The following is a 22,585-nucleotide window of genomic DNA, read 5'->3' as shown; positions in this document are numbered from 1 at the left end:
CGAGGGTGGGTTCCAGAACCAGTACGCCCAGTTAACACCCGGAGCCGTGTGTGCACCGCTACGTGCGTGACGTGCGTTCGGGGTACGCGCCGAAGGGGCCGCCCGCACCACGGATGGCGGGCGGCCCCTTCGGGTCGTACGACGCTTTGCTCGCGGGGAGCCTCAGGAGGCCGAGGCCTTCTCCGGCACGCCGGCGGTCGCTGCCGCGGGGGCCGGGGCGGGCTTGGCGGCCTCGTAGAACTCCTCGCGCGGGGTCTCCATGGCTCCGAGCGAGACGACCTCACGCTTGAGGAACATCGCCAGGGTCCAGTCGGCCAGCACTCGGATCTTGCGGTTCCAGGTGGGGACGGCCATGCCGTGGTAGCCACGGTGCATGTACCAGGCCAGTCGCCCCTTCAGCTTGATCTTCATCTTGCCGAAGACGATCATCGCGACGCCCTTGTGCAGGCCGAGACCGGCGACCGCACCCTTGTTGGCGTGGCTGTACTCGCTCTGCGGGAAGCCCCGCATGCCCGAGATGACGTTGTCGCCGAGGACCTTGGCCTGACGCAGTGCGTGCTGGGCGTTGGGCGGGCACCAGGCGTTCTCCACACCGGCCTTGCGGGCGGCGAGGTCCGGGACCTGGGCGTTGTCGCCGCCGGCCCAGATGTAGTCGGTTCCCTGGACCTGGAGGGTCGGGGCGGTGTCCACGTGGCCGCGGGGGCCGAGCGGCAGGCCGTAACGGGCCAGCACCGGGTTCGGCTTGACGCCGGCGGTCCAGACGATCGTGTTGGAGTCGACCTCAAGGCCGTTCTTGAGCACCACGTGGCCGTCCACGCAGGAGTCCATGGAGGTGCCGAGGTAGATCTCGATACCGCGGCCCTCAAGGTGCTCCTTGCCCCACTTGCCCAGCTGCGGGCCCACTTCGGGGAGGATCTTGTCGGCGGCGTCGACCAGGATGAAGCGCATGTCCTCGCGCTTGACGCTGGTGTAGTACTTGGCCGCGTCCCGGGCCATGTCCTCGACCTCGCCGATGGTCTCGGCACCGGCGAACCCGCCGCCCACGAAGACGAAGGTGAGCGCCTTGCGGCGGACGTCCTCGTCGGTGGTGGAGTCGGCCTTGTCGAGCTGTTCCAGGACGTGGTTGCGAAGGCCGATGGCCTCCTCCACGCCCTTCATGCCGATGCCCTGCTCGGCGAGGCCGGGGATCGGAAAGGTCCGGGAAACGGCGCCGAGCGCGACGACGAGGTAGTCGAAGGGCAGCTCGTAGGCCTCACCCACGAGCGGCGTGACCAGGGCGACCTTGCGGTCCTGGTCGATGCTGGTGACCCGTCCGGTCAGGACCTCGGCCTTGGGCAGCACGCGTCGCAGCGGGACGACGACGTGGCGCGGCGAGATGTTGCCTGCGGCGGCTTCAGGCAGGAAGGGCTGATAGGTCATGTACGAGCGCGGGTCGACGACCGTGACGGTCGCCTCGCCGTAGCGCATCTTCTTGAGGATGCGCCTGGCTGCGTACAGGCCTACGTACCCACCGCCTACTACGAGGATCCTGGGACGCTCCGTGGTGCTCATGCCATCGAGTATCCAGTACCCGATGGCAGGGTGCTCGTGAGCCCCTTCACAAGGTACGGACACCCCTCTGCTACACTGCGCCGCCCACGTGACCCATGTCATGGTCCACCTGGGGAACCAAGGTGATCGCGTGGACGTTGTAGACCCCTGCTGAACTGGCCTCCAGACCCCCTGGACGGCTCAGGCGACACCCCCGCAGCGGCGTTCGGGGGAGGGCGGGTTCACATCCTTAGGCACCTCGAAAGGGACCGTTGGGCCCTCCGATTACCCCGTTCGGGGCCTACCTGGCCCCCGGTGGCGGGTTTTCCTTGTGAAGAACTTCACGAACTTGGTTCGAGGCCCCAGGGGAAGCGGCCGACCCGACGTGGGTGCACGACGCAGAACAGGCGCGGCGCAGCAGCAGCTCCGGGCCTTCAGCCGGACCGAAGCCACGCCCATCCCGGCGGCGCTGACCGCACTCGCCGACACCCCGCACCGCGAGGCGGCCGAGAACCCCATCGGCCCCTGTGGTCTCCATCGTCCCCGGGTCGGCAGCCACCGGGTCGCCCACCAGGTCGAAGACGGCGAGCTCATCATCCTCGTCGTCGAGATCGGCGACCGGCGCGAAATCTTCCGCGGCATCTGAGAGCAGGCGGCCAGGAGCCCTGGGACTCCGGGCCGCCTCACAGCCAGCCAGGGGGTCACTCTTCGTCGAGTGCGGCGTGCCAAGCGATCCCGTCGAGGATGTCGTGCTCGCTGACGACGACCTCACGCGCCCCTATCCGGTCCATCACCGCCAGCAGGACCACAGCCCCGGCGGCGATCACATCGACCCGGCCCGGATGCAGGACGGGGATCGCCGCCCGCTCCTCGTGATCGGACCGCAGCAGCAGCTCCGTGACTTCCCGGACCCGCTCATAGGGGATCCGCGCGTGATGGATGGCCGCCGAATCGTAAGCCTCAAGGCCCAGCGCAATGGCCGCGACCGTGGTCACCGAACCGGCCAGCCCCACCAAGGTGCTCGCCTGCGAGAACGGCACCACCTCGGCGGCCCGGTCCAACGCGGCCTCCACGTCGCCCCGTATCGCCGCGATCTGCTCCGCGGTGGGCGGGTCGGTGACCACGCCCCCGTGCACGAGGTGGCGCTCCGTCATCCGGACACAGCCGACGTCCACGGAACGGGCGGCCAGCACTCGGTCCGCCCCCACGACGAACTCCGTGGAACCTCCACCGATGTCCACCACCAGATAGGGAGTGGCCAGGTCGGTGCGGCCGGTGAGTTCCTTGGTGGCACCCGTGAAGGAGTACTCCGCCTCCAGGTCACCGGAGATCACCCGCGGCGGGGTGCCGAGGATCTCCAGCACGCCCGCGGCGAACTCCTCGCGGTTCTCGGCGTCCCGGGTGGCCGAGGTGGCCACGAAGCGCACTCGCTCCGCGCCGAGGTCCTTGATCACCGCCGCGTACTCCCGGCAGGCCGCGAACGTCCGCTGCAACGCCTCGGGGGCGAGTCGGCCCGTCTGGTCCACTCCCTGACCGAGCCGGACGATCGTCATCCGCCGGTCCAACTCGTTGAGCTCGCCCGTGACCGGGTCGACGTCCGCGACCAGCAGGCGGATGGAGTTCGTACCGCAGTCAACGGCCGCCACCCGGCTCATGCGCCCTCTCCCGCCTCGTCGTCCGCTTCCGCGCAGGGGGAGACGCACGGCCCCTTGGCCCACCACTCGGGCAGCAACGCCAGGGCCTCGTCACCAAACGGGTTCACGCCGGGGCCCGCCGCGAGCGAATGGCCCACCAGCACGTGCAGGCACTTCACCCGGTCCGGCATTCCACCGGCGCTCGGGAAGCCCTGGAGCACCTCGATCTCGTCCCGGCGCCGGATGTAGTCCTCGTGGGCCGCACGGTAGGCGGCGGCCAGCTCCGGATCGGTGCCCAGCCGGTCCTGCATCTCCTTCATCACCCCGGACCCCTCAAGGGTTCCGATGGCGCCGGCCGCCCTGGGACAGGTCAAGTAGTAGAGCGTGGGGAACGGCGTGCCGTCCGGCAGCCGCGGGGCCGTCTCGACCACGTCCGGCTGGCCACAGGGGCAGCGGTGCGCGATGGCGCGCAAACCACGCGGCGGGCGGCCCAACTGCTCTTTGAACGCGGCGACGTCGGCGTCCGTGGGCTCGGTACGGGCGGTCTGGGGCGGGGGCGTATCCATGCCTGAAATGAAGTCTCTTCGCTCGGTCTGATGGTGTCGTGCGCGTCATGCGCAGGGGGTGGAGCACCGCGGTCGGGGTCTTCCACCCGCGGCCCGGGTGCGGGGCGGGTCCAACGGCGGACGGCCGACGGTCGATGGCGGAGGTCAGTCCTCGGGGCGGTCGGCCTTGTCCACACCGTCCCAGACGTTGGAGTACCAGGGGCGGTCGCCGGCACCGTTGCCGTCCCGCCGCCGCCGCTCGGCGTCCGGGTCGACCACCGTGTAGCCGGTCTCACCGGGCCGCAGGTAGTGGAGGTGTTCGCGCGCCTGTCGCTCCACGTACGCCGGGTCCTGCCAACGGGCTTTCTCGTCCCGCAGTTCGGAGAGCCGCCGGCGCGCCTGGTCCGCTTCCCGCTGCTGCTCCGCGATGTCGGAGCGCTGCGATACGTACTGGCGCATGGGGTAGGCCAGGGCGACGACCAGCGTGCACAGGACCAGGGCGAGCAGGGCCGCCCGTCCGGTCAACCGACTCCTGCGGACCTGACGGCGGGACTGCGAACGGTAGACGTGTGCCGCGGTCCGTTCGCCGAGCTGCTTCAGCCTGGTCGCGGTGGAGAAACGGTCCCGGTTCCCGGCCATGCGTCCCGCCTCCCTGGTGAGCACACTCGAAGCCCCTGCGCCTTCGCTCCGCCGGAGGACCTCAGGAGCAAAGGGACGTCCCCGCACACGGTACGGGACCGGATGCGGGGACGTACGGAGGCTGCAACCCCGAAAGCGGTGATTAGCCCTTGAAGCGCGGGAAGGCCGAGCGACCCGCGTACACCGCGGCGTCGTCGAGGATCTCCTCGATGCGCAGCAGCTGGTTGTACTTGGCCACGCGCTCCGAACGGGCCGGCGCACCGGTCTTGATCTGGCCGCAGTTGGTGGCGACGGCCAGGTCAGCGATGGTGACGTCCTCGGTCTCGCCGGAGCGGTGGGACATCATGCACTTGAAGCCGTTGCGCTGGGCGAGCTCGACCGCGTCGAGGGTCTCGGTCAGCGAGCCGATCTGGTTCACCTTGACGAGCAGGGCGTTGGCGGAGCCCTCCTCGATGCCGCGGGCCAGGCGCTCGGGGTTGGTGACGAAGAGGTCGTCGCCGACGAGCTGCACCCTGGTGCCGAGCTTGTCAGTGATGACCTTCCAGCCGGCCCAGTCGTCCTCGAACAGCGGGTCCTCGATGGAGACCAGCGGGTACGCGGAGACGAGCTCCTCGTAGTACTCGGTCATCTCGGCGGCCGAACGGGACTGGCCCTCGAACTCGTACTTGCCTTCCTTGTAGAACTCGGAGGCGGCACAGTCGAGGGCGAGCGCGATGTCCTTGCCCGGGGCGTAGCCGGCCTCCTTGATGGCCTCAAGAATGAGGTCCAGGGCGGCGCGGTTGGACTCCAGGTTCGGGGCGAATCCACCCTCGTCGCCAAGGCCGGTGGACAGGCCCTTACGCTTCAGGACGGCCTTGAGGGTGTGGTAGACCTCGGTACCCCAGCGCAGCGCCTCGGAGAAGGACTCGGCGCCGATCGGCGCGATCATGAACTCCTGGATGTCCACGTTGGAGTCGGCGTGCGACCCACCGTTGAGGATGTTCATCATCGGAACGGGCAGCAGGTGCGCGTTCGGGCCACCGAGGTAGCGGAAGAGCGGGAGGTCCGAGGCCTCGGACGCGGCGTGGGCGACAGCCAGCGAAACACCGAGGATGGCGTTGGCGCCAAGCGAGCCCTTGTTGTCGGTGGCGTCCAGGTCGAACATGGCCTGGTCGATCAGACGCTGCTCGGTGGCGTCGTAGCCGACGAGCTCCGGGCCGATCTGCTCGATGACGGCGAGGACGGCCTTCTCGACACCCTTGCCGAGGTAGCGGTTCGGGTCCCCGTCGCGGAGCTCGATGGCCTCGAAAGCACCGGTGGAGGCGCCGGACGGCACGGCAGCACGGCCGGTGCTGCCGTCGTCGAGGCCCACCTCGACCTCGACCGTGGGGTTGCCTCGGGAGTCCAGGATTTCCCGGGCTACGACGACGTCGATGGACGGCACGAGCATCTCCTTCTGGGATGTGACGCTGGATGTGCGGTGGCGTGATGGCCTTGCGGTGGCCTGCCGCCTAGAGCCTAACCGCCTCCGGGAGCTCGACCGCCCGACTGCCCGACCCCTGGACAGAAAAAGGGGTCAAAGGCCTCCTTCAGAGGGCAAAGAAGACGGCCGCAGAAGGGTGCCGAGGTCGAGACAGAGCTCCGCCCGGCACGCGGGGACAGCCGTACGTGCCGGGCGGGAGGAGGCGGGGCCGCGGCGGACTGACGGCCGCGGCCGGCCAACCCCTAGCTCAGGTGCAGCATCTGACCCGGGTAGATCAGGTCGGCGTCACTGATGACGTCCTTGTTCAGCTCGAACAGCTTCTGCCAGCCCCCCTTGACGCCCTTCGCCTCGGCGATGGTGCCCAGGGTGTCGCCCGACTTCACCTCGTAGGAGCCGTCGCCCTTCTTGAAGCCCTGCGCCGTGGCCTGCGGGCGGGTCTGCGAACGGCTGGTCGGCGCCTGCTCGCTGCGCACCGGAGCGCTCTTCTTGACGGTGGTGCTCTTCTTGACCGTGGTGCTCTTCTTGACCGTGGTGCTCTTCTTGACCGTGGCCTTCGGAGCGGCCTTCTTCGGGGTGGCGGCGGGCTTGGAGGCGGAGGAGCCCTTGTATGCGGAGTTCGACAGGCCGACACCGCAGGACGGCCAGGCGCCCTTGCCCTGGCCGGCGAGGACCTTCTCGGCGATGGCTATCTGCTGGGACTTGCTCGCCAGGTGCGCGCTGGAGGCGTAGGCGGTGCCCCCGTAGGCGGCCCAGGTGGACGGCGAGAACTGCAGGCCGCCGTAGTAGCCGTTGCCCGTGTTGATGGACCAGTTGCCACCGGACTCGCACTGCGCGACGCGGTCCCACTCGGATGCGGTGGCGGCGTTCGCGCTACCGACGGCCATCAGCGGGGCGGCGACGGCCGCGCCGGTGACGCCGGCGAGGGTGACGATACGGGTGGCCTTGGACGGACGGCGATGCTTGCCCTTGCCCGAAAGCTGCATGGAGGTCTCCTCACCGACGCCTACGAGGTGAGCTGTCGGGTTCGGGCCAATGAGTTGCCCGGCCGAGCGTCCTAGCGCTCGGCTTCACCCCTAGCCGGTCCCTGACCACCTTTCAGTGGTCGGTCCCGGCGGAAACCTTGGGTCCCCCGCTCCTGCCTTCGGCGCTTGACGCGACGACTGTTCCCCCGTCCGCCGGCAGGACTCGGCGTGCGGTCGAAGGAGCCCGCGGTGGCGAGCGGTTCAGACCGTAGACACAGCCACTACCGATCTTCAATATCGGACAAGCTAGGAAAAACGCCCAAAACACCTAGCAGAGAACCGGCATTTACGCAGGTGAGGGGCGGAATCACCACACTCCGCCGAAGGGGCGCGCCAGTTGGGTGGAAGAGACTCATGTCTCACTTACGCGAACCAGGACATTGACCCACGCATCGGAGAAGCGGCGCGCCCCAAGTATCCCTATTTGCCGCTCAGATCGAGGCTCTGGCCAGGCTTGATGAGGTCGGCATCGGAGCCGATCACCTCTTCGTTCGCCTGATAGATCGCGGTCCAGCCACCCGCGACTCCGTGCGCGCCGGCGATATCCGTCAGGTTGTCGCCCGGCTTGACCGTGTATGCACCATCCGATGCCGCGTCAGAGAGCGCCCCGGCGGATGCACCAGAGGACTCCTCGGCCGGTTCGCCACGATGCTTGCCCGTCCCGATGGCCACAGCGGGGTCCGCGGCCGTCACTCCTGACGCGCCAGCCACGGGCGTCACGGTCGAGCCCTCGCCCACCACGCCAGGGGTGACGGGCACCTCGGGCCCGGCAGGCGTGGCGGGCGCGAGGCTCGCTGCGGGCGTGGTGGGGGCGCCCGGCGTCGCGGGGGTGGTGGGAGCGGTGGGGGTCGCAGGGGTGGTGGGAGCAACGGGGTTAGTGGGAGTGCCCGGCACCGTGGGAGTGACGGGAGTGGTGGGAGTGGTGGGAGTGACGGGAGCACCCGGGGTTGCCGAGGCGTCCGGCAGCTCGGGAGTCGCGGGCGCGGACGGCGTCACCGGGGCGGAAGGGGTTGCCGGGGCGGAGGGGGTGGCCGCGGGCTGCTCGGGCGCCTTCTCGGGCTCTTCCACCGGAAGGGAGTCCGCGGGACGAATCGGCGCCGGGGCGATCTCCCGCTTCTCCGTCCCGAGCCCGGGGTCCACATCAGGCTTGACGCTGTCCTTGACCAGTCCCGCGGGGCCTGAACACTGCGGCCAGGCCGAGGGGCCCTGAGCCGCGAGGACCTTCTCCCCGACGACTATCTGCTGCGAACGGCTGGCCAGATCGGCGCGCGGAGCGAAGTCGAGGCCACCGTTGGCCTCCCAGACCTCCTGGGTGAACTGGAGGCCGCCGTAGTAGCCGTTGCCCTGGTCGGCGCTCCAGGCGCCACCGCTCTCGCATTCGGCCACCTTGTCCCAGGTGGCCGCGTCGGCAGCCTGAGCGCCGGTGGCGGCGAGGAGCGGCAGGGCCAGCGCGGAGCCGGTGACTCCTGCGGTGACGACGAGCGCGGGGGCCTGACGGGGGCGCCGATGACGGCCATTCCCGGAGCGCATGCGGTTGCCTTTCGCGGGACTGCAGAGGACGTGGGGGCGAAAGTAGCGTCAGCCGAACACTTGTTACAAGTCGGTGCAGCTCAGATCACGCTCCGGTCACGATAGTGACGCTACGTCAACTCCTTTGTGACGTAACGGGCGTGAACTCCACAGGGAGTGTTCGCAATCCACGCATGATCAGCCCGCCCCGCCAACGCAGTTCGTCCGGATTGCCCCCAAGTCGCAAATCGGGTAGCCGGGTCAGCAAGGTGGCGAGCGCGGTCTGTCCTTCCAGCCGCGCCAGGGGCGCGCCGAGACAGTAGTGGATGCCGTGCCCGTACCCCAGGTGTTGGTTGTCGCGCCGGGACAGATCAAGGGTGTCGGGGTCCGTGAACCGCGCCGGGTCCCGATCCGCAGCCGCCAGCACGACCAACACCGGGTCCCCCGCCTCGATCCGCCGGCCGCCCAGAGTCAGGTCCTCGGTGGCGAACCGCCAGGTGGCCAACTCCACCGGCCCGTCGTAACGCAACAGTTCCTCGACCCCTGTCTCCAACAGCCCGCGCTCCCCCGCCGCCAACGAGTTCTGCAGGCGCAACCGCTGGTCCGGGTTGCGCAACAGCGCATAGGTGCCGTTGCCGATGAGGTTGACCGTGGTCTCGAAGCCTGCGAAGAGCAGGATGAAGGCCATCGCCGCGGCCTCGTTCTCCGTCAGGTGCTCGCCGTGGTCGCTCGCCCTGATCAGACCCGAGATGAGGTCCTCCCCCGGGTCGGCGCGCTTGCGGTGGATCAGATCGGCCAAGTAGGCGCGCATCTGCTTCACCGAACGGGCCACCCCGCCCCGCGGGCCGCCACCGTGCCGGATCATCATGCCGGCCCAGTCACGGAAGTCGTTCTGGTCCTCCCGCGGTACTCCGAGCATCTCGCAGATGGCGTAGATGGGCAGCGGGAAGGCGAACTCGTGGATGAGATCCGCCTCCCCCTTTGTAGCGAATTCATCAATCAGCTGATCGGTGAGCTCCTGCACCCGCGGCGTGAACTCGGCCACCCTCCGCGGGGTGAACGCCTTGGCCACCAGTCTGCGCAGCCGGGTGTGGTCCGGCGGGTCGATGTTGAGCAGGTGCGTCATCAGCTCGGCCTTGCGCTCACCGGGGATCCCGGTCTTGCCCTTCGCATGCGCAGGCTCCGCGTGATGCGCCGGATTCTTGCTCAACCGCTGGTCGGCGAGGGCCTGCCGGGCGTCCCCGTACCGGGTCACCAACCAGGCCTCGACCCCGCTGGGCAGCGTGGTGCGGTGCACGGGCGAGTGCTCACGCAACCACGCGTAAGCGGGATAGGGATCGGTTGCGAATTCCCAGTCGAAGAGGGTCGGGGCGGGGCCGGCCGCGGCTACGGGCGTCTCGTCATGCACCCGCCGACGGTATCCCGAAGCCCCGTGCCCCCAAGACTCACACCCCTATACACCCTCGAACCCACGACTGTCCGCAGATCAGATGGAGCTGGGCCATCGCTGAGATGTTGTTTCTACTTTCGGATCTGTGGATGCCAAGAACTTGCAGAGCAGCTTCGCAGTAGTGGAGAGACGGGCCGAGCACGCGGTCAAGTTCTTCTACTCACACCTCTTCTGGCATAACCCGGCCATCCGGGCCATGTTTCCCGACTCCTTCACCGACATGGAGCGGCAACGCGACCGCCTCTTCGCCGCCCTCACCCACGTGGTCTCCCGCCTCGACGACGAGACCCTGCTGCCCTACCTCCGCGACCTCGGCCGCGACCACCGGAAGTTCCTGGCCCGCCCCGAGCACTATGCGGCGGTCGGCGCCAGTCTGCTGGCCGCCCTCGCCGAGGCCTCTGGCGAGCACTGGAACCAGGACGTGGAAAAGGCCTGGACCGAGGCGTACTCACTGATCGCCGACGCGATGATGGAGGGCGCCGCCGCCGGCACCGACCCGCCCTGGTGGAACGCAAAGATCATCCGGCACCTCCAGTACGGATCCGACATCGCCGTGATCACCCTGCGCCCGGACCCCCCGCTGCCCTACCGGCCCGGGCAGTACGTCAGCGTGTCCAGCGAGCGCGTGCCGACTACCTGGCGCACCTACTCCCTGGGCAACGCCCCGCGCCCCGACCACACCCTCGACCTGCACGTCAGCCGAATCGAAGGCGGTCGACTCAGTACCGCCCTGGTGCGGGACGTGGCGCCGGGAGAAACGCTCCGGCTGGGCTCGGCCAGCGGCTCCATGACGATCCCGCACGTCCTGACCCAACCACTGAGTCTGATCGCCGCCGGCACTGGCTGGGCCCCCGTACGGGCCATCCTCGAAGACCTCGCCCAACGTCCGCCCGAGGTGGACCTTCGGCTGTTCGTCGTGGCCCGCGACACGGCCCACCTCTACGACCGTCCCTATATAGAGGAGCTGGGGCGACGGTTACCCGGGCTGAGCACCACCTACATCACCCCGGCGCCCGGGCAACACCGCAACCAGGCCACCGACCGGCTGGTCACAGCGCTCAGCAACCGTGGTCTGTGGCACGCCCAGGACGTCTACCTCAGCGGCCCGCCCCTGTTCATCGAGGAGACGGCCATGCTCCTCGAACGGCTCGGCACCGCGCCGGACCGCATCTTCCACGACGCCGTCCCCGCCGCCGCCACCGGCCGCACCCGTCCCCTGGGCTTCCGGGAGTGGTTCCTGCGTCGCCCCGACCCGCAATGGCACAACCCGGCAGCCCGCGCTCCGCGCCATCCTTGAGTCACTGGCCTGGCCGGGGGCGGGGGCGACACCACCTCAGGCCTCGTGTTCCGGGTCCGCCACGCCGGAGTCCACCCGGCCCTCGGCCACCACGATCGCGTCCCGATAGGCACGGGAAGCAGCCCGCAGCGCGGTCTCCGGGTCCACGCCCTCCGACTCGGCCCGCACCGCCAGGGCCAACAGCTCGTACCCGACGCCCTCGCCGCGCGGAACGTCCACCGGCAGGCCTCCGATCCGTGCCCGACCGGCCAGCTTCGCGGCCAGGGCGAGACCCGGCTGCCCCAGCGGGATCCCCTCGGTGACCGAGCTGCGCTGCTTCTCCACCGCTTTGGTCCGCAACCAGTGCTCCTTGACCTCCTCCGGTGTTTCGGCGGTCTCCTCGCCGAAGACGTGCGGATGGCGGTGGATCAGCTTCTCCACCAGGGTCGCGGCGACATCGTCCACCGAGAACGGATCCTCGGGGTCCTCCTGCGCGATCCGCGCGTGGAAAACCACCTGGAGCAGTACGTCACCGAGCTCCTCACGAAGCTCCGTACGGTCACCGTCCTCGATCGCCTCGACGAGTTCGTACGCCTCCTCGATCCCGTACTTGGCCAGACCCCGATGGGTCTGCCGCGAGGACCACGGGCACTCCCGCCGGATCCGGTCCATGACCTGCACCAGGTCCAACAGTCGGGCCCCGGGCAGATCGTAGGAGGCGGGCAGCAGCTCAAGCTCCGGCATCGCCTCCCGGCCGGAGCCGGCCATCCGGGCCAGGCCGTCGGTGAGCTTCTGATCACCCTCACCGGTCGGGATCACCACCACCGTTCGCCCGCCCCGGCACAGCCGAACAAGCTCCCGGGCCTCCGGCCGGGCCTGCTCCACCCTCACCCCGGCCTCCCGCAGATACGGCAGCTGCGGATGCCCGGGGTCGGCGCACAGCACCCGGTCAGCGGCGCACAGCAGCTGCCAGGCGGCCCAGGACAGCAGTCCCGGGGCCACCCGGTGGCTGGTGGTCAACAAGACGATGCGGCCGGTGGGGACGGCGTCCCCGCGGGGGGCGGTAGGGGTCTCAGTCACCCTTCGAACCTACCCCGGCCAGCTCAGGTCCCTTCCGGTGCCTGCTGCTCCCCCTCCGAACGTTGCATGATCCACGGAGTCTTCACGTCGGTCAGTGAGAGCTTCTCGCCATCCCAGGCCCCGAAGCGCGGATTGACCTCGATGCCGAGTTTCTTCGCGGCAGCGGAGATCGGCTCCAGGAACTTCTGCTGACCGTAGCGCTCGGTCAGCTTGGCGACGATGAGCCGGTCCCGCAGCGCCTGGTCGATCTGCGCGGGGGAGATCGAGGCCTGCTGGAGCACGAGGGTCTCGAACTGCTCCGTCCCGCCGACCCGGGAGATCTCCTCCCTACGGGCCTCCTGGAGATCCTTGGCGGTCACCGACAGCCCGGTGTCGGCCGCGGCGCGGGCCAGGACGAGGCTCTGGATCATGGTGTTCAGCTTGGCGCGCTCCAGCCCGGCGGAGTTCTCGATCAGCTGGGTGGCCTGGGGCGAACGGCGCTGGGCCTCACGCACGTCGTTGACCTGGGTCTGGAGCGTGGTCGTCTGGATGCGTTCGCCGCCCACCACGGCCGCCGTACCCGGCCTGGGCTCACCCCCGCACGCGGCCAGCAGTGGAGCCGCGGCCAACAGGGCGGCGGAGACGGAGAGCGCAGTGCGGCGGTGCAATGGAGCCTCCCGGCGGCTTGATTGTGCTTCGGTGCACAAGGGCCTTGCGGTGATCGATGTTAGGCAGTCCAGGTGCCCTGGGCCACTGATTCACCCAACGATTCGCGCCGACATCCGGCACCCGGGGGAGTCGGGCCCCTGCGCACCGGGCTGGACCACGCCCGGGTGCCATCTCGATCCCGTGCCGCGGGCGCCCCGGAACCGATGAGCCTGTCCTGAGACCGGTTTGCCTCTCACCCGCCGTATCCAGGCCCAGCGCCCCGCCGACCGCCCCCGTTCACCACCATCGCCGCGGCCCGGGGGGACGGCGAACCTCACCGGGTCCGAGGCCGTCAGAGGCCCGGACCCGGTTGTACGCACCACATGACGACGACCGCAGTCCGCGGCACGACCGTCCGGGGAGGACCGGGGCGGGGAACCCACTCGGGCATCCCCTCAGGGCGTGCCCGAAGGGCCCCCGGTCACGCTCCGGTTCAGGAACCGAGGACGGTAGCCAGGAACTCCCCCGTCCAGGAGAGGAGTTCCCGTCCCACCAACGGCTTCCCGCCGATCCTGCCGGTCTTCGGGCGCGGTACCAGCACCTGGGAAGTGGCTGGCTTGATGACCGAACCCGGGTGGAGACGCTTCAGGCGCAGCTCCTGGGATTCGCGCAACTCCACCGGTCCGAAGCGGACGTTGTTGCCCTGCAGGGTGATGTCACCGACCCCGCAGGCACGGGCGAGCATCCGCAGGCCCGCCACCAACAGGAGGTTCTCCACCGGCTCGGGCAGTTTGCCGTAGCGGTCGCTGAGCTCCTCCCGCACCGCCCTGACCTCGTCCTCGCTGCTGGCGGAGGCGATGGCCCGGTAGGCCTGGAGGCGCAGCCGCTCGCCCGGGGCGTAGTCGTGGGGGACATGCGCGTCCACCGGCAGTTCGATCTTGACTTCCAGGGGTGCTTCCTCCTGCTCGCCGCCCTCCAGGGAAGCCCGGTAGTCCGCCACCGCCTCACCGACCATGCGGACGTACAGGTCGAAGCCGACTCCGGCGATGTGACCGGACTGTTCGCCGCCGAGCAGGTTTCCGGCGCCGCGGATCTCCAGGTCCTTCATGGCCACGTACATACCAGCGCCCATCTCGGTGTGTTGGGCGATCGTGGCCAGTCGCTCGTGCGCGGTCTCGGTGAGCGGCTTCTCCGGCGGGTAGAGGAAGTAGGCGTATCCGCGCTCCCGCCCGCGACCGACCCGACCGCGGAGCTGGTGCAGTTGGGAGAGGCCGAAGTTGTCGCCGCGCTCGACGATCAGGGTGTTGGCGTTGGAGATGTCGATGCCCGATTCCACGATGGTGGTGGAGACCAGGACGTCGAACTTCTTCTCCCAGAAGTCGACCACCACCTGCTCCAGTTGACTCTCACCCATCTGCCCGTGCGCGGTGGCGATCCGCGCCTCCGGCACGATCTCGCGCAGCCGGGCGGCGGCCCGGTCGATGGACTCCACCCGGTTGTGGATGTAGAAGACCTGGCCTTCGCGCAGCAGTTCGCGACGGATGGCCGCGCCGATCTGCTTCTCCTCGTACGGTCCGACGAAGGTGAGCACGGGGTGGCGCTCCTCCGGCGGCGTGGTGATGGTGGACATCTCGCGGATGCCGGTGACCGCCATCTCCAGGGTGCGCGGAATCGGGGTGGCCGACATGGTCAGCACGTCGACGTTGGCGCGCAACTTCTTGAGCTGCTCCTTGTGTTCGACGCCGAAGCGCTGCTCCTCATCGACGATGACCAGGCCGAGGTCCTTGAACTTGGTCTCCGAGGAGAACAGCCGGTGGGTTCCGATGACCACGTCCACCGAGCCCTCCTTCAGCCCCTCCAAGGTGGCCTTGGCCTCGGTGTCGGTCTGGAACCGGGACAGCGCCTTGACCACTACCGGGAACTGGTTGTAGCGCTCGGAGAAGGTGCCGAAGTGCTGTTGCACCAGCAAGGTGGTGGGGACGAGGACGGCTACCTGCTTGCCGTCCTGCACGGCTTTGAAAGCCGCCCGGACCGCGATCTCGGTCTTGCCGTAGCCGACGTCACCGCAGATCAGCCGGTCCATGGGGACGGACTTCTCCATGTCCTCCTTCACCTCGGCGATGGTGGACAACTGGTCAGGGGTCTCGGCATAGGGGAATGCGTCCTCCAGTTCCCGCTGCCAGGGGGTGTCCGGCCCGAAGGTGTGGCCGGGCGCCGCCATGCGGGCGCTGTACAGCTTGATCAGGTCGGCGGCGATCTCCTTGACCGCCTTCTTCGCCCGCGCCTTGGTCTTGGTCCAGTCGGCGCCGCCGAGGCGGTGCAGGGTGGGCGCTTCGCCGCCGACGTACTTGGTGACCTGTTCCAGCTGGTCGGTGGGGATGTAGAGGCGGTCGCCCGGCTGGCCACGTTTGGCGGGTGCGTACTCGACGAGCAGGTACTCACGGGTGGCGCCCTGCACGGTGCGCTGGACCATCTCGATGTAGCGGCCCACTCCGTGCTGTTCGTGCACGATGTAGTCGCCCGCCTGGAGGGTCAGCGGGTCGATGGTCTTGCGCCGGCGGGCCGGCATCCGGCCCAGGTCCTTGGTCGCGGTCCGCTGGCCGGTCAGGTCGGTCTCGGTGAGGACCGCGACCTTCAGGGCGGGGTCGGTGAACCCGGTGTCCAGGGCGCCGCAGGCGACGTGGACGAGGGAGGGCTCCAGGGAGCCGAGGTCGGCCTCCAACCGGGCCGCGATGCCCTCGCTGCCGAGCACCTCCACGGTACGGGCGGCCGGTCCGTGGCCCTCGGTGACGAAAACGGTGCGCCAGCCGTCGGCGAGCCAGCCCTTGGTGTCGGCCAGTGCGCGGGCCGTGTCGCCCCGGTAGGACTCCGGGGAGTGCATGCCCAGCTTCAAGGTGTCCGCGGACAGTTCCTCGTCAGCGGCGAACGGCGAGACCGACCACCACATCATGCCGAGTTCACGGGCCCGGTCCCGGACGTCGGCCAAACCCCACAGGGAAGCGGCGCCGACGTCGATGGGGGCCTGGCCGCCACCGGCGGTGGCCGCCCAGGATGCCTGGAGGAACTCCTGGCTGGTGGCGACCAGGTCGGTGGAGCGGGTCCGGACCCGCTCCGGGTCGCAGACCACGGCCATGGCTCCGGCAGGCAGCACGTCCAGCAGCAGCTCCATGGCGTCTACCAGGACCGGGGCGAGGGACTCCATGCCTTCGACGGCGATACCCTCGGCGATCTTACCGAGCAGTTCGGCGAGTTCGGGGTGGGCCTCGGCCAGCACTGCGGCCCGCTCCCGTACCTCGTCGGTCAACAGCAGTTCACGGCAGGGCGGTGCCCACAGGCCGTGCTCGGCGATCTCCAACGAGCGCTGGTCGGCCACTTTGAAGTAGCGGATCTCCTCGACTTCGTCGCCCCAGAACTCCACGCGCAGCGGGTGTTCCTCGGTGGGCGGGAACACGTCGAGGATGCCACCGCGGACTGCGAACTCACCTCGCTTCTCCACTAGTTCCACCCGGGAGTAGGCGGCAGCCGCCAGCGCTTGGGTGATCTCCTGGAGGTCGGCGCCCTGGCCGCTGCGCAACGCGACCGGGACCAGCTCACCGAGCCCCTTGACCTGAGGCTGGAGCACCGAGCGGATGGGCGCCACGATGACGCTGACCGGGCCGGCTGCCGGATCCTCAGTGGAGGGGTGGGTGAGCCGCCGCAGTACCGCGAGTCGGCGGCCCACGGTGTCGCTGCGCGGTGAGAGCCGCTCGTGCGGCAGCGTCTCCCAGGACGGGTAGTCCACCACACCGTCGGCCGGGAGCAGCGAGCGCAGGGCGGAAGCCAGGTCCTCGGCCTCCCGCCCGGTCGCGGTCACCGCGAGGACGGTACGCCCGGTCCGGCGGGCGAGTGCGGCGATCGCGAAGGGCCGGGCGGCCGGCGGGCCGACGAGGTCGACGTGCATCCGGTTGCCGTCGTTGGCCGCCTGGACCGCCTCGGCCAGCGCGGGATCCTTGATGACGGCGTCGAGCAGACCGTGCAGGCTCATGAGGAGGCTTTCCGTCCGTGGATGTTCCGTGGGGGTGCGGCGTGCGGGCCGCCGGGTGGGCAACGCGAAGGGCCCGACACGTACGACGGGCCGGGGTTCCCAGCCTACGACGCGCCACCCTCACTCGCCCGGGGGATCGGGCGCACCGCGCGCGGTCCCCGGGGCCCCGGCTTGACGACGCCCTCCCGCACCTTGACGAGGGCGATTCGAACACTTCGGCCGCAAGCAGGGATGATTCATGTCGATCCCCCCACTCCGACCGACCCCCGAAGAAGACCCCCACCGCGGCCGTGAGGTCCGGCACAAGCCGACCGGCCCCCGTCCGCGGGCTGAACCGCCCGACTGGAGGACCCCTAGCGTGCACGGAGCACAGCCCGCACCGCCCGGCACCCCGGCGCCGGCTCCGCCCACCCCGAGCCCGGCAGTGCCCGAGCCCCGTGTGCCCGCTCCCGAGGAGGGCCCGGGTGAGATACCCGGGGAGATACCCGGGGGGCGGTCGCTCGTCCGGCTGCCCCGAGGCATTGCGCCGTTGCTCCGGCCGACAGGACTCGGCTGGACGTTGGCGGCGGCGTTCTTCGTCGCGTACGCCGCCCTCTCCCTGCTGCGGCTGCGTCGTATGGAGACGCTGTCGTGGGACCTGGGCATCTTCGAGCAGGCGATCCGAGGCTACGCGCACCTTCAGGCGCCCCTGGTCGACCTGAAGGGCCCGGGCACGCACATCCTCGGTGACCACTTCAGCCCGATCACGGCCTTGATCGCCCCCCTCTACCGGGTCTTCCCCGGCCCTGCCACGCTCCTGGTGGTGCAGGCCGCGCTGTTCGCCGTGTCCGTACTGCCGGTGACCCGGGTGGCGTCCCGGCTGCTCGGCCCGGCCCGTGGTCTGGCGCTCGGAGTCGGGTACGGGCTGTCCTGGGGAATCCAGCGGGCCGTCGAGTTCGACTTCCACGAGATCTGCTTCGCGGTGCCGCTGGTGGCCTTCGCCTTGGAGGCCGTGGTCATGGGGCGCTGGCGGGCTGCGCTGTGGTGGGCACTGCCGCTGGTGCTGGTCAAGGAGGACCTGGGGTTGACGCTCAGCGCGATCGCGCTGGTGGTGGCCGCCCGGGCCCGGCGCTCCCGGCCTCGTCTCGCCTACGGGGCGGTGGCGGTGGCCGTGTTCGGCGCGGTGGCCGCCCTGCTGACCTTCACCGTGCTCATTCCGGCTTTCAACACCGGTGGCGACTACGGGTACTGGAACAAGCTGGAGGACGCCGGCCCGTTCGCCGGATGGGGCACCAAGCTGTCCACGCTGGCCTGGGTGCTGTTGCCGACCAGCGCGCTGCTGGCCCTGCGCTCACCGCTGCTGCTGGTGGCGGCCCCCACGCTGGGCTGGCGTTTCCTGTCCTCGGACGACCACTACTGGTCCACGGACTGGCACTACAGCGCGGTGCTGATGCCGGTGGTGGTACTCGCCGTGGTGGACGCCGTGGAGCGGGCCCGGCGCAGCCCCCGGCCCTGGCTGCGCTCGTACGCGCTGCACGTGCCGACAGCGGTGGCGGCCGGGGCGCTCGCCCTGACCCCCTCGATGCCGCTGGCAGCACTGGCCGAGGGGCACACGTACGGCAAAAGCCGCCAGGTCCAGGCCGCCGAGCGGTTGCTCGAACAGATCCCCGACGGTGCCAGCGTGGAGGCGGACGTCGGCCCGATCGCCCGGCTCACCGCGCGTTGCCGGGTCTTCTGGGTGGGCGACACCAGAGGCGTAGCGCCCGACTACATCGCCCTGAACAACGGCTCGGGGTGGGTGGACAACCCGGTGGACTACGCCGCGGCCCTGCACCCGGGGCATCGCTATTCCCTGGTGGGCACCGCGGGCGGCTACGTGGTGCTGCACCGGGAGGGTTGAGGGGCTGCCGGCTTGGCATCCTCCCGGGCTTGGGGGCCCGCGGGATTGCCGCCTGCTCCCACACAAGGCGTCTGGGTCGCTTCTGGTGGGTTCCTGCTTGGCCGCGCGGTGCGGCCCCGACGGGCTCGGATGAGCCTGCCGGGGCCGCTTGACCGGGCGGTGTTGCGGGTCCGGGCCGTTATTCGCTGGCGATCGCGTTCAGGACGTTCATGCGCCCCGCCCGGAAGGCCGGAACCAGCGCCGCGAACAGACCGACGAAGGCAGATCCGATGAAGACGCCGATGATGGTCGGCCACGGGATCTCCAGGACGTTGAGTCCTTCCAGAGCCAGCAGCTTCTGTGCCGTCGCGCCCCAGCCCATGCCCAGGCCGAGGCCGAGGAGGGCGCCGAAGAGCGCGATAACCACGGACTCCAGGCGGATCATGCGGCGCAGTTGGCGGCGGGAGAGTCCGATGGCGCGCATCAGACCGATCTCCCGGGTACGTTCGACCACGGAGAGGGCCAGCGTGTTGACCACACCGAGGACGGCGACGATGATCGCGAGTCCGAGCAGGCCGTAGACCATGTTGAGCAGCTGCCCCACCTGGTCCTTGAGGGTCTGCTTGTAGTCGGTCTGGTTGAGCGCCTGGTACTGCGGATAGGCGTTGAGGCCGGACTTGAGGGCAGCGTACGCCTCCTTCTCCTGGCCGTCCGTCGCCTTGCCCAGCAGCATGAACGGCCGGGGCAGTTGGTCGGCCGGGATGTGTGCCGCCGCCGTGGTGGTGCTGAGATACATCGCGCCCTTGTCGAGGCCGCCCTCGTCGGAGGTGATCGCCGCGACCCGCAGCCGTGCGGTCTCCCCGCGGTCGAAGGCGAGGGTCAGCTGGTCCCCGACCTTGACGCCGTGTTCGGTGGCGTACTTGTCACCCACCGACATGGCGTCGGGGCCGTAGGCGGCGGAGTGCTTGCCGGAGACCATGGTCCGTCGGACGTCCTCGGCGTAAGTGGGGTCGGTGACGCTCAGGGTCTGCGCCGCCGTCTTGCCGTCCGGGGAGGTCACCTTGGCTTCGACCAGCCGGTAGGCGGTGACGTGAGCCATGCCGGGTACGGACTTCATGGCCCGTTCGGCCTGCGGAAGCACCGGTTGCCGGCTGGTGGACTGCACGATGTAGTCAGCCCCGACGGTCTTGTCGAGTTCCTCGGTGGCGGAGGCGACCATCGAGGAGCCGACCACGGAGAGGCAGGCGACCAGGGCGAGGCCAATCATCAGCGCGGCGCCGGTGGCACCGGTGCGGCGCGGGTTGCGCAGGGCGTTGCGTTCGGCCATCCGCCCGACCGACCCGAAGGCCCGCAGGACGATGGTGGAGAGCACCTTGACGACGCCCCCGGCGAGCAGCGGCCCGATCACGATGAAGCCGATCAGGGTCAGCACCACGCCGAGCCCGAGGAAGAGCGAGCCTTCGGCGGCCTTGTCGGCGACGGCGGCGAGGTAGAGGGCGCCGGCGCCGATCACGGTGAGGGCCAGGCCGATCACCGCACGGACCCGCCCGGCCTTGCGGTCGACGGGGGTACCGGCTTCGCGCAGCGCCGCCATCGGGGAGACCTTTCCGGCCCTGCGGGCCGGCAGGTAGGCGGAGACGACGGTCACGACGAGTCCGAGGAACAGGCCGATGACCGGGGTTGTCCACAGCACCGTCAGATCGTCCGTGGACAGGTGCATGCCGAGCTGGCCCATGAGTTTCATCAGCCCGACGGCCAGCCCGACGCCCGCGCCGACACCGAGGACCGAACCGACGAGTCCGAGCAGCACCGCCTCGACGAGCACGGAGCGGTTGACCTGTTCGCGGCCGGCGCCGATGGCGCGCATCAGGCCGATCTCCCGGGTGCGCTGGGCGACCAGCATCGAGAAGGTGTTGAAGATGAGGAAGATGCCGACGAGGAAGGCGATGCCGGCGAAACCGAGCATCACGTACTTCATGACGTCCAGGAAGGAGCCGATATTCGCGCGGTTGGCGTCGGCGGACTCCTGGGCGGTCTGGAGCTTGTAGGCGTCCGCGCCGAGTTCGGCGGCCACGGCGCTCTTGAGCTCTTCGTCGGCGACGCCGTCCTTGGCCTCGACGTTGATGTGGGTGAACAGCCCAGTTTTGCCCAGCAGTCCGCGCTGTGCGGTGGCGGTGTCGAAGTAGACGATGGCCGCACCCGGGTTGGTGGCCTTGAAGGATGCGATGCCGGAGATCTTGGCGCGCAGGTCACCGGTGATGGCGATGGTGCGGATCTCGTCGCCGACGCCGAGTTTGTGCTTCTTCGCGGTGTCGGCGTCGAGCATCACCTCGTTCGAGGTGCGCGGAGCATGACCGGAGGTAATCTCCATCGCGCGAAGTTCGTTGGAGGTCCAGTTGATCGCCAGGGTCGGAGCGCCGTTGGAGGAACCGAGGTTCTCGTTGTGGGTGTTGACGACCGTGACGGAGGTCGAGATGACCACGCCCTCGGCGGACTTCGCGCCCTCGGCCTTGCCGGCGCGCTCCACGAGGGAGGCGGGCAGGGTCTCGGGGCGGCCGGTCTGCGGTATGTCGTCCCCTTCGTCGGCGCCCTTCGGGCTGATGGTCACATCAGCGGCGGAGAGCGCGAAGAGCTTGTCGAAGGTGGTGTTCATGGTGTCGGTGAACACCAGGGTGCCGCTGACGAAGGCAACGGAGAGGAGCACCGCGACCGCCGACAGCGCCATCCGGCCCTTGTGCGCGAGGAAGTTGCGCAGCGAGGTCTTCAGTACGGTCATGAGGTCCGCCCGCGCGCGTCGAAGTCCTTCATCCGGTCCAGAACCTGCTCGGCCGTCGGGTTGAACATCTGGTCCACGATCTTGCCGTCGGCGAGGTAGAGGACGCGGTCGGCGTAGGAGGCGGCGACGGGGTCGTGAGTGACCATCACGATGGTCTGACCCAGTTCGTCCACGGATCTACGCAGGAAGCCGAGCACTTCGGCACCGGCCCGGGAGTCCAGGTTCCCGGTCGGTTCGTCACCGAAGATGATCTCGGGGCGGGCGGCCAGCGCACGGGCCACCGCCACTCGCTGCTGTTGACCGCCGGAGAGCTGGTTGGGGCGGTGCTTGAGTCGGCCGGCGAGCCCGACGGTCTCGACCACCTGGTTGAGCCATTGGGCATCGGGCTTGCGGCCGGCGATGTCCATCGGCAGCGTGATGTTCTCCAGGGCGTCCAGAGTGGGCAGCAGGTTGAACGCCTGGAAGATGAAGCCGATGCGGTCCCGGCGCAGTTGGGTCAGCTTCTTGTCCTTCAGCTTGGTGATCTCCGTTTCGGCGAGGTAGATCTCGCCGCCGGTGACGGTGTCCAGGCCTGCCAGACAGTGCATCAGGGTGGACTTGCCGGACCCGGAAGGGCCCATGATCGCGGTGAACTGACCGCGCGCGATGTCGACGTCCACGTGGTCCAACGCGACGACCCGGGTCTCCCCCGCCCCGTACTCCTTGACGACCTGCCGCGCCCGCGCCGCGACAGCCGTGGTCCCTCCAGTACCCCCGTGCCTGGGAATGGTCACAGCCGTGGTCACGTCTGTCTCTCCTCGATCGGTTGCGGTGTGTGGTGCGGTGCATGTCCACGCCGTGTTGGCTGGAACTGTTCTGATTCTGCCGTGCGCAGGGGGACAAGTCCCGGGTGCCCGGCGGTGTATCCGGGGTGGGGACAGCCCCACCCCGGATATCCCGCGGCCCACTTCTTCGCCGCTCCCCCGCTAAGAACCAGTTAAGGAGACGGGCCCGAAGTTCTCCTCCTCCGCCGGTACCGGCCGCCCCTGGGTCGAACGACGGAGTTCCCCCTAGACGAGTCATTCCGAATGCTGACGGTGCGTTTGGGAACGCAGACAGGGCGTCCAAGATCGATCTGTGACGAATGACCTGGACGCCCTGCTCACCGCACTGT

General features: G+C 69.4%; 16 protein-coding genes and 1 riboswitch. Of the genes, 3 read left to right on the top strand and 13 right to left on the bottom strand.

The window, feature by feature from the left end; all coding sequences use genetic code 11:
- Positions 1-162: 162 nt before the first annotated feature.
- Positions 163-1,551, bottom strand: a complete 1,389-nt coding sequence (locus tag ACFYMC_RS18345; protein WP_388525970.1) for an NAD(P)/FAD-dependent oxidoreductase — start codon at positions 1,549-1,551, stop codon at positions 163-165.
- Between the two features lie 364 nt (positions 1,552-1,915).
- On the opposite strand from ACFYMC_RS18345, the gene ACFYMC_RS18340 reads away from it, so the two are divergent.
- Positions 1,916-2,176: a type II toxin-antitoxin system RelE/ParE family toxin gene (locus tag ACFYMC_RS18340; protein ID WP_388525968.1), complete on the top strand. Its 261-nt coding sequence runs from the start codon at positions 1,916-1,918 to the stop codon at positions 2,174-2,176.
- A 55-nt stretch (positions 2,177-2,231) separates the two neighbouring features.
- Here the strand turns inward: ACFYMC_RS18340 and ACFYMC_RS18335 are convergent, their stop codons facing one another.
- The 7 genes from ACFYMC_RS18335 to ACFYMC_RS18305 form a co-directional block, all read right to left on the bottom strand.
- Positions 2,232-3,185: an exopolyphosphatase gene (locus ACFYMC_RS18335; RefSeq protein ID WP_388525965.1), complete on the bottom strand. Its 954-nt coding sequence runs from the start codon at positions 3,183-3,185 to the stop codon at positions 2,232-2,234.
- Positions 3,182-3,730 (bottom strand): DUF501 domain-containing protein, encoded by a 549-nt coding sequence (locus ACFYMC_RS18330; protein WP_388525962.1) that lies wholly within the window; start codon positions 3,728-3,730, stop codon positions 3,182-3,184. Before ACFYMC_RS18330 ends, ACFYMC_RS18335 begins: the two co-directional genes overlap by 4 nt.
- A gap of 144 nt (positions 3,731-3,874) precedes the next feature.
- Positions 3,875-4,348: a septum formation initiator family protein gene (locus ACFYMC_RS18325; protein WP_388525959.1), complete on the bottom strand. Its 474-nt coding sequence runs from the start codon at positions 4,346-4,348 to the stop codon at positions 3,875-3,877.
- 142 nt (positions 4,349-4,490) lie between these two features.
- Positions 4,491-5,777: a phosphopyruvate hydratase gene (gene eno / locus ACFYMC_RS18320; protein WP_388525956.1), complete on the bottom strand. Its 1,287-nt coding sequence runs from the start codon at positions 5,775-5,777 to the stop codon at positions 4,491-4,493.
- A gap of 275 nt (positions 5,778-6,052) precedes the next feature.
- A complete protein-coding gene (locus ACFYMC_RS18315) occupies positions 6,053-6,793 on the bottom strand; it encodes a transglycosylase family protein (RefSeq protein ID WP_388525953.1) in 741 nt (246 codons plus the stop codon).
- A 2-nt stretch (positions 6,794-6,795) separates the two neighbouring features.
- Positions 6,796-6,967, bottom strand: a riboswitch (cyclic di-AMP (ydaO/yuaA leader).
- Between the two features lie 285 nt (positions 6,968-7,252).
- A complete protein-coding gene (locus tag ACFYMC_RS18310) occupies positions 7,253-8,362 on the bottom strand; it encodes a transglycosylase family protein (protein ID WP_388525950.1) in 1,110 nt (369 codons plus the stop codon).
- A 115-nt stretch (positions 8,363-8,477) separates the two neighbouring features.
- Positions 8,478-9,749, bottom strand: coding sequence for a cytochrome P450 (locus tag ACFYMC_RS18305; protein WP_388525947.1), 1,272 nt, complete (start codon positions 9,747-9,749; stop codon positions 8,478-8,480).
- Positions 9,750-9,876: 127 nt separating this feature from the next.
- Here ACFYMC_RS18305 and ACFYMC_RS18300 point away from each other — a divergent pair, with 127 nt between their 5' ends.
- Positions 9,877-11,088 carry a globin domain-containing protein gene (locus ACFYMC_RS18300; RefSeq protein WP_388525945.1) on the top strand — a complete coding sequence of 404 codons (1,212 nt, stop codon included), beginning with the start codon at positions 9,877-9,879 and terminating at the stop codon, positions 11,086-11,088.
- 36 nt (positions 11,089-11,124) lie between these two features.
- Here the strand turns inward: ACFYMC_RS18300 and ACFYMC_RS18295 are convergent, their stop codons facing one another.
- From ACFYMC_RS18295 to mfd, 3 genes are all read right to left on the bottom strand, one after another.
- Positions 11,125-12,147: a nucleoside triphosphate pyrophosphohydrolase gene (locus ACFYMC_RS18295; protein WP_388525942.1), complete on the bottom strand. Its 1,023-nt coding sequence runs from the start codon at positions 12,145-12,147 to the stop codon at positions 11,125-11,127.
- A gap of 23 nt (positions 12,148-12,170) precedes the next feature.
- Positions 12,171-12,794 carry a SurA N-terminal domain-containing protein gene (locus tag ACFYMC_RS18290; protein ID WP_388525939.1) on the bottom strand — a complete coding sequence of 208 codons (624 nt, stop codon included), beginning with the start codon at positions 12,792-12,794 and terminating at the stop codon, positions 12,171-12,173.
- A 473-nt stretch (positions 12,795-13,267) separates the two neighbouring features.
- A complete protein-coding gene (mfd, locus tag ACFYMC_RS18285; RefSeq protein WP_388525936.1) occupies positions 13,268-16,798 on the bottom strand; it encodes a transcription-repair coupling factor in 3,531 nt (1,176 codons plus the stop codon).
- 616 nt (positions 16,799-17,414) lie between these two features.
- On the opposite strand from mfd, the gene ACFYMC_RS18280 reads away from it, so the two are divergent.
- Positions 17,415-18,677, top strand: coding sequence for a DUF2079 domain-containing protein (locus ACFYMC_RS18280; RefSeq protein ID WP_388526124.1), 1,263 nt, complete (start codon positions 17,415-17,417; stop codon positions 18,675-18,677).
- Between the two features lie 178 nt (positions 18,678-18,855).
- Here ACFYMC_RS18280 and ACFYMC_RS18275 read toward each other — a convergent pair whose 3' ends face one another.
- Together ACFYMC_RS18275 and ACFYMC_RS18270 are read right to left on the bottom strand one after the other, a co-directional pair.
- Positions 18,856-21,432, bottom strand: coding sequence for an ABC transporter permease (locus ACFYMC_RS18275; RefSeq protein WP_388525933.1), 2,577 nt, complete (start codon positions 21,430-21,432; stop codon positions 18,856-18,858).
- Entirely contained in the window at positions 21,429-22,217 is a 789-nt protein-coding gene (locus ACFYMC_RS18270) for an ABC transporter ATP-binding protein (RefSeq protein ID WP_388525930.1), read from the bottom strand. Before ACFYMC_RS18270 ends, ACFYMC_RS18275 begins: the two co-directional genes overlap by 4 nt.
- Positions 22,218-22,585: the final 368 nt, after the last annotated feature.

It is taken from the genome of Streptomyces sp. NPDC006879 (assembly GCF_042869595.1).
Lineage (GTDB): Bacteria > Actinomycetota > Actinomycetes > Streptomycetales > Streptomycetaceae > Streptomyces.
Note: the sequence above shows the minus strand (reverse complement) of the source record. Positions and strands in the feature narration are given on the sequence as shown.

What these genes read in the sequence shown, in the direction of transcription:
- ACFYMC_RS18280 (WP_388526124.1), top strand. Translation starts at nt 17,415, where the DNA reads ATGGAGACGCTGTCGTGGGACCTGGGCATCTTCGAGCAGGCGATCCGA.
- ACFYMC_RS18330 (WP_388525962.1), bottom strand. Translation starts at nt 3,730, where the DNA reads ATGGATACGCCCCCGCCCCAGACCGCCCGTACCGAGCCCACGGACGCC.
- mfd (WP_388525936.1), bottom strand. Translation starts at nt 16,798, where the DNA reads ATGAGCCTGCACGGTCTGCTCGACGCCGTCATCAAGGATCCCGCGCTG.
- ACFYMC_RS18315 (WP_388525953.1), bottom strand. Translation starts at nt 6,793, where the DNA reads ATGCAGCTTTCGGGCAAGGGCAAGCATCGCCGTCCGTCCAAGGCCACC.
- ACFYMC_RS18325 (WP_388525959.1), bottom strand. Translation starts at nt 4,348, where the DNA reads ATGGCCGGGAACCGGGACCGTTTCTCCACCGCGACCAGGCTGAAGCAG.
- ACFYMC_RS18335 (WP_388525965.1), bottom strand. Translation starts at nt 3,185, where the DNA reads ATGAGCCGGGTGGCGGCCGTTGACTGCGGTACGAACTCCATCCGCCTG.
- eno (WP_388525956.1), bottom strand. Translation starts at nt 5,777, where the DNA reads ATGCTCGTGCCGTCCATCGACGTCGTCGTAGCCCGGGAAATCCTGGAC.
- ACFYMC_RS18310 (WP_388525950.1), bottom strand. Translation starts at nt 8,362, where the DNA reads ATGCGCTCCGGGAATGGCCGTCATCGGCGCCCCCGTCAGGCCCCCGCG.
- ACFYMC_RS18275 (WP_388525933.1), bottom strand. Translation starts at nt 21,432, where the DNA reads ATGACCGTACTGAAGACCTCGCTGCGCAACTTCCTCGCGCACAAGGGC.
- ACFYMC_RS18345 (WP_388525970.1), bottom strand. Translation starts at nt 1,551, where the DNA reads ATGAGCACCACGGAGCGTCCCAGGATCCTCGTAGTAGGCGGTGGGTAC.